Origin of the sequence: Sphingomonas sp. MJ1 (PH-R8), from assembly GCF_048058635.1 — a bacterium.
GTDB lineage: Bacteria > Pseudomonadota > Alphaproteobacteria > Sphingomonadales > Sphingomonadaceae > Sphingomonas.
Genome location: NZ_JBBEFX010000039.1, coordinates 1 through 2,665 on the forward strand (window position 1 = coordinate 1; position 2,665 = coordinate 2,665).

The window sequence follows — 2,665 nt, forward strand, 5'->3', positions numbered from 1 at the left end:
TCCCGATCCTGCATCACTTCAATCCCCCAGCGGGCTCTCGCCATGCTTGCGCAGCACGTCGTTGAACGCCTCGGCCATCAGCGCCTGGAGGCTGCGGCCCTGGCGGCGGGCGAGCATGTGCATGGCCAGCGACATTTCGGGACTGAAGAAGCCGGCGATCTGCTTGCGGCCCTCGCGGCTTGCCGGGCGCGGTGTTGCCGCCCTTCCCTGCTCGGCTTCTGCCGGCGTTGCCTGAGGCGGAACTGCGGCCGGCGACGCAACGGGAGCGGCAGCCCCCCGCAGATTGGCGAAACTGGGTTTGCGGCTCATGCGGCGACCTTCTTCTTGAAACGGGGCGTCGGCATGTCGAGTTGTCGACATGCCCACTTGTAGAGTTCTCGGACCTCTTCGGCCGCCTTGCCGGCGGGCTCCAGCTCCATGACCGTGCGACCCTCGGCACTCGCGTGGCGATAGGCGGCGCGGTCGGGAAGCAGGATCGGGCACGGCGGCGTGCCGAAGCTTTCCACCAGTTCGCCGGCCTCCTGATAGATGCGCGGCGCATTGGGTGGGCCGGCGGTGAATACCACGAACGCAGGCTTGCGCAGCAGTTGGACGAGCTTCGCCGTGGTCTGGATCGCGGACAGGTCGAACGCGCTCGGCCGGCAGGGGATCCGCACCAGGTCGGCGATCTCGACGGCGGCGCGCGCGGCGCTGTCGGCGTGCGGCGGGGTGTCGATCACGACCACCTCGGCCCCCTGCCCCTGGGCTTGCGCGACCTTGGCAGCGAGTCTGGGCGGTGGACTGTCGATTACCTCGGGCGGAGCGTCCTGTCGCCACGCTGCCCACTGGCTGGCGGTCGCCTGGGGGTCGGTGTCGATGATGAGCGAGACGCAGCCCGCATCCTGGGCGGCGGCGGCCAGGTGCAGCGACAGGGTGGTTTTCCCCGCGCCCCCCTTCTGGCTGATGATGGCAACTGTCGGCATGAGTACTAGCCTACATGTCTACAGATAGACAGTCCAACATGAAGTTGTCGATTCCGCATCCTTTCCGCAGGCGCATCCGACGTGTTCAGCCCAGCCCTGTTCGCTTGCTCCCGCTGGGGAGCATTGCGACGGCGTAAGCCGGCGCTTCGGTAAGGGTTGCTTGTGGTGTCGCTGGTGAGAGGTGCTTTGGTTTCGGCATCTTGGCCGTCAGGCCGGACGCCGGCGACCGACTAGGTCGGCGTCCATTTTTGCTTTCAAATTAGAATCCAGGAGAGGTTCTGGATGGTTTTGAGACTCACGCTCCTGACCATCAATCCGCGCGCCGAGGCGCAGGCAGTCATGCGCGCCCAGCTATCGTGCCGCCAATTGGCGGAAGCGACCGTTGGTGGTGCGCTCGGCAAGGTTCTCGCAAAGCTCGGCGCGCGGATTGATGGTCAGGAGCGTGAGTCTCAAAACCATCCAGAACCTCTCCTGGATTCTAATTTGAAAGCAAAAATGGACGCCGACCTAGTCGGTCGCCGGCGTCCGGCCTGACGGCCAAGATGCCGAAACCAAAGCACCTCTCACCAGCGACACCACAAGCAACCCTTACCGAAGCGCCGGCTTACGCCGTCGCAATGCTCCCCAGCGGGAGCAAGCGAACAGGGCTGGGCTGAACACGTCGGATGCGCCTGCGGAAAGGATGCGGAATCGACAACTTCATGTTGGACTGTCTATCTGTAGACATGTAGGCTAGTACTCATGCCGACAGTTGCCATCATCAGCCAGAAGGGGGGCGCGGGGAAAACCACCCTGTCGCTGCACCTGGCCGCCGCCGCCCAGGATGCGGGCTGCGTCTCGCTCATCATCGACACCGACCCCCAGGCGACCGCCAGCCAGTGGGCAGCGTGGCGACAGGACGCTCCGCCCGAGGTAATCGACAGTCCACCGCCCAGACTCGCTGCCAAGGTCGCGCAAGCCCAGGGGCAGGGGGCCGAGGTGGTCGTGATCGACACCCCGCCGCACGCCGACAGCGCCGCGCGCGCCGCCGTCGAGATCGCCGACCTGGTGCTGATCCCCTGCCGGCCGAGCGCGTTCGACCTGTCCGCGATCCAGACCACGGCGAAGCTCGTCCAACTGCTGCGCAAGCCTGCGTTCGTGGTATTCACCGCCGGCCCACCCAATGCGCCGCGCATCTATCAGGAGGCCGGCGAACTGGTGGAAAGCTTCGGCACGCCGCCGTGCCCGATCCTGCTTCCCGACCGCGCCGCCTATCGCCACGCGAGTGCCGAGGGTCGCACGGTCATGGAGCTGGAGCCCGCCGGCAAGGCGGCCGAAGAGGTCCGAGAACTCTACAAGTGGGCATGTCGACAACTCGACATGCCGACGCCCCGTTTCAAGAAGAAGGTCGCCGCATGAGCCGCAAACCCAGTTTCGCCAATCTGCGGGGGGCTGCCGCTCCCGTTGCGTCGCCGGCCGCAGTTCCGCCTCAGGCAACGCCGGCAGAAGCCGAGCAGGGAAGGGCGGCAACACCGCGCCCGGCAAGCCGCGAGGGCCGCAAGCAGATCGCCGGCTTCTTCAGTCCCGAAATGTCGCTGGCCATGCACATGCTCGCCCGCCGCCAGGGCCGCAGCCTCCAGGCGCTGATGGCCGAGGCGTTCAACGACGTGCTGCGCAAGCATGGCGAGAGCCCGCTGGGGGATTGAAGTGATGCAGGATCGGGA

Annotated in this window: 5 protein-coding genes; 3 read left to right on the forward strand and 2 right to left on the reverse strand. The window is 66.3% G+C overall.

Translation table 11 applies throughout. The annotated features are described in order from the left end of the window. Window positions 1-18: 18 nt before the first annotated feature. Both VPH46_RS16055 and parA (VPH46_RS16060) read right to left on the reverse strand, forming a co-directional pair. The gene (locus tag VPH46_RS16055; RefSeq protein ID WP_416612831.1) at window positions 19-309 is read right to left on the reverse strand and encodes a ribbon-helix-helix domain-containing protein; all 291 of its coding nucleotides are present in this window, start codon (window positions 307-309) and stop codon (window positions 19-21) included. Continuing rightward, complete coding sequence (parA, locus tag VPH46_RS16060; protein WP_416612833.1) at window positions 306-962, reverse strand: ParA family partition ATPase; 657 nt, start codon at window positions 960-962, stop codon at window positions 306-308. The genes VPH46_RS16055 and parA (VPH46_RS16060) overlap by 4 nt, the downstream gene beginning before the upstream one ends. Window positions 963-1,244: 282 nt before the next feature. Here parA (VPH46_RS16060) and VPH46_RS16065 point away from each other — a divergent pair, with 282 nt between their 5' ends. The 3 genes from VPH46_RS16065 to VPH46_RS16075 all read left to right on the forward strand — a co-directional run bounded on the left by VPH46_RS16065 (window position 1,245) and on the right by VPH46_RS16075 (window position 2,647). Beyond that, window positions 1,245-1,496 (forward strand): hypothetical protein, encoded by a 252-nt coding sequence (locus VPH46_RS16065; protein ID WP_416612835.1) that lies wholly within the window; start codon window positions 1,245-1,247, stop codon window positions 1,494-1,496. A 207-nt stretch (window positions 1,497-1,703) separates the two neighbouring features. Then, window positions 1,704-2,360, forward strand: coding sequence for a ParA family partition ATPase (gene parA / locus VPH46_RS16070; protein ID WP_416612837.1), 657 nt, complete (start codon window positions 1,704-1,706; stop codon window positions 2,358-2,360). Then, window positions 2,357-2,647, forward strand: coding sequence for a ribbon-helix-helix domain-containing protein (locus VPH46_RS16075; protein WP_416612831.1), 291 nt, complete (start codon window positions 2,357-2,359; stop codon window positions 2,645-2,647). The genes parA (VPH46_RS16070) and VPH46_RS16075 overlap by 4 nt, the downstream gene beginning before the upstream one ends. Window positions 2,648-2,665: the final 18 nt, after the last annotated feature.

Excerpts from the sequence above, each read along its gene's own strand:
- VPH46_RS16055 (WP_416612831.1), bottom strand. The coding sequence starts at position 309 with ATGAGCCGCAAACCCAGTTTCGCCAATCTGCGGGGGGCTGCCGCTCCC.
- parA (WP_416612833.1), bottom strand. The coding sequence starts at position 962 with ATGCCGACAGTTGCCATCATCAGCCAGAAGGGGGGCGCGGGGAAAACC.
- VPH46_RS16075 (WP_416612831.1), top strand. The coding sequence starts at position 2,357 with ATGAGCCGCAAACCCAGTTTCGCCAATCTGCGGGGGGCTGCCGCTCCC.
- VPH46_RS16065 (WP_416612835.1), top strand. The coding sequence starts at position 1,245 with ATGGTTTTGAGACTCACGCTCCTGACCATCAATCCGCGCGCCGAGGCG.
- parA (WP_416612837.1), top strand. The coding sequence starts at position 1,704 with ATGCCGACAGTTGCCATCATCAGCCAGAAGGGGGGCGCGGGGAAAACC.